Annotated in this window: 3 protein-coding genes; all 3 read right to left on the bottom strand. The window is 63.5% G+C overall.

Going from position 1 to position 3087, the window contains the following annotated elements; genetic code table 11:
- Positions 1 to 189 precede the first annotated feature (189 nt).
- On the bottom strand, positions 190 to 681 hold the full coding sequence (locus VKZ87_RS12965; RefSeq protein WP_324221680.1) for a Spy/CpxP family protein refolding chaperone: 492 nt from the start codon (positions 679 to 681) through the stop codon (positions 190 to 192).
- Between the two features lie 86 nt (positions 682 to 767).
- On the bottom strand, positions 768 to 2267 hold the full coding sequence (locus VKZ87_RS12970; protein WP_324221681.1) for a replicative DNA helicase: 1500 nt from the start codon (positions 2265 to 2267) through the stop codon (positions 768 to 770).
- Between the two features lie 189 nt (positions 2268 to 2456).
- A partial coding sequence (locus VKZ87_RS12975; protein WP_324221682.1) for a hypothetical protein occupies positions 2457 to 3087 on the bottom strand: 631 nt, incomplete at its 5' end.

The raw sequence follows: 3087 nt of genomic DNA on the forward strand, positions 1-3087 counted from the left end.
AGACCAGGTCGAGCAGCGGACGCGGCACGGCCTGCATCATGTAGGCACCGATGCCGAACAGGGCCTTTGCGCCCTCGGGCGCGATCTTCTTGTAATCAAGGCGTAGGGACATGATCCGTCTCCAGTCAGGGTTAGCGTATCGGAGACGGACAACGGGGCGGCCCTGTGACAGGCCGCCCCGCCGGAAGGTCAGTGGTGATGCATGCGATGGTGCTGACGGCCGCCGCCATGGCGGGCGAACAGCAGGTCGGCGGTTTTCTTCTGCTCATCCGACAGCGAGGCATAGAAGGGCTTGAATGCCTCGAGGAAGCGGTCACCGGCCGCAGACGCCTGTTTCATCATGGCGTTGCGACGCTCCATCTTTTCCACGGCGGAGACCGGTTTGGCCCTGGCCTTGCCCTTCTGATGCCGTTCGGCGTGGCGCGCTTCCATGGCCTTCGCCGAGGCACGCATCTCGTCGGCCAGCTTTTCGAACAGCGGCTGTTGCGCCTCGGTCAGCTTCAGCTCGGTGCGGAGAAAGGCCAGCCGGCCTTCGATGAAGCGGCCGGGCGACGGCCGTTCAGTCCGCTGTTCGATGCGGGGCTGCTGGTCGGAAGCCGGCTGGGCTTCGGCAGGCGCGGGCGCGACGCCGACAACCGCAGCCAGCAGGGTGGCGGCAAAAAGGGGAGAGTAGACGCTCATCTGCGACTCCTGCGTTGCTGAACCGGCGGCCATTCCGGCCACCGTCAGCCATCTTCACGCAGGCGGGTGCGGAATCCTGCGCGGCGTCAGAATGCGTCCGGCAGGTGGTCGGCGGCCATGTGGTCGCTGAAGCGGGTGAAGGCGCTCTCGAAATGCAGCACCACGCGGCCGATCGGACCATGGCGCTGCTTGCCGATGATGACTTCTGCCAGGTTCTGGATGCGATCCATCTTTTCCTGCCAGGCGGCGTGTTCCGGCGTGCCTTCCGAGGGCTGCTTGCGCATCTCGTAATATTCCTCTCGGAACACGAACATGACCACGTCGGCGTCCTGCTCGATGGCGCCCGATTCACGCAGGTCGGCCAGCTGCGGCCGCTTGTCGTCGCGGCTTTCCACCGCACGGCTGAGCTGGGACAGCGCGATCACCGGCACGTTCAGGTCCTTGGCCAGCGCCTTCAGCGCCTGGGTCACTTCCGAGATTTCCTGCACGCGGTTGTCGTTCCGCCGCGTATTGGCGCCGCGCACCAGCTGCAGGTAGTCGACCACGATCAGGCCGATATTGTGGGTGCGCTTGAGGCGCCGCGCGCGGCTGCGCAGCAGCGAGATCGAGATCGCACCGGTATCGTCGATGAAGAAGGGCACCTGCTCCAGCAGTCGGCTTTTCGGGATTAGCTCCCGCGCGAATTCCTCGTCGGTGACCTCGCCGCGGCGCAGGCGTTCGGACTGGATGCGCGTCTGCTCCGAGAGGATACGGGTGGCGAGCTGCTCGGACGACATTTCGAGGCTGAAGAAGGCGACCGGCGCGCCTTCCCGGCCGCCGGTTTCGAAATACGCCTTGGCGGCGTTGAAGGCCATGTTGGTGACCAGCGCCGTCTTGCCCATCGAGGGGCGGCCGGCGAGGATGATCAGGTCGGACGGATGCAGGCCGCCCAGCATGCGGTCGAGATCCTTCAGGCCGGTGGTGACGCCCGAGAGGCCGCCCTTCTTGTGCGCGGCATCGATCATGTTGATCGACTGCTTCAGCGAATCCTTGAACGAGACGAAGCCGCCTTCCGAGCGGCCCTCATCGGCCAGCCGGAACAGGCGCTGTTCGGCTGCCTCGACCTGTTCGGTGGCAGGCTCTTCCACCTTCGGGTCATAGGCGCGGTTCACCATGTCCTCGCCGATACCGATCAGCTCCCGGCGCAACGCCAGGTCGAAGATCACCCGGGCATAGTCCTCGGCATTGATCACGGTGGTGGCGGCAGCGGCAAGGCGGGCGAGATAGGCGGGGCCGCCTACCTTGGCCAGCACGTCGTCGCGCTCGAAATAGGCCTTCAGCGTTACCGGATTGGCGATCTCGCCGCGTTCGATCAGCGTCAGGCTGGCGTCATAGATGCGCCGGTGCGCCTCGTGGAAGAAATGTTCCGGGCGCAGGAAGCCCGAGACCTTCATTGCCGCTTCGTTGTTGATCAGGATGGCGCCCAGCAGTTCCTGCTCTGCATCCAGATTGTGCGGCTGGATCCGGAAGGTAGGCTCGGCATTTGCGAGGTTGGGAGCGGTCTGGTCGTTGGCGGTCGAAGGAGGAAACGATGAGACCACGGCCATGGCGCACTCTTTTCAGGCTGGAATTCTTCTGTTCAGTTTCGTGACTGCCCGATGACGATCTGACGTCGCCCTGCAGTGGGGACGCATTAATGGTGAAGGCGCGGGGCAGTTCCAGCGCAGTTTCGGAATTGCCATCCCATTATCCACCACATTCTGCCAGTGGATAAGTCCTGTTTTTATATCAAATACTTATCGCGCGCAATCCACAGGCTGACTAGAGCGCTGCGGGCAACGGGCGTCTGCAACTGCCTTCTCGCAGGCTGCGATGAGCGGCCGGTCGCCCGTTTGCCTGCACTGCTCCAGGGTTTGCGGGATTTCCGCATCTCGTTTTGCCTCCGCAAGATACTTGATTCGAAGCGGGAGGTAACGATTGCGATCAAACCGGCGGATGAGCTGGTCGACGGCCCCCAGCGCTTTCGACGGTTGAGCCTGGGCACGATACTCTTCCGCTAGTAGCAGGAAAACCTCCTCGGTCGTCTGGGAATCCCTGGCAGCGATCTCGAGATGCTGCAGGGCGTCCCGGCGTCTGTCGCGCTTGATGTTCAGCCTGTACAGCGCCAAGCGGAGCTGCGGGTCGCTGTCGTTCGGGCCTTGAAGGGCGTTTCGAAGTGCTCCTTCTGCCTCCGTGAGCTTTCCGGCCGCGATCAGGCTTTCCGCCCATTGCGACAGAACACTGCGGCTCAGGGCCTGCAGGGCAGGTCCGCTGAACACCATCCGCTGGTAGATATCTTTCTTCAGGCGGGGCGGAAAACCTTGGACATATTCCCGTGCCACATAGCCCCGCAAACTCTCCTCCCGTTTTGCCGGATCCGGGTGACTG

Origin of the sequence: Ferrovibrio sp., assembly GCF_035304305.1 — a bacterium.
GTDB lineage: Bacteria > Pseudomonadota > Alphaproteobacteria > Ferrovibrionales > Ferrovibrionaceae > Ferrovibrio.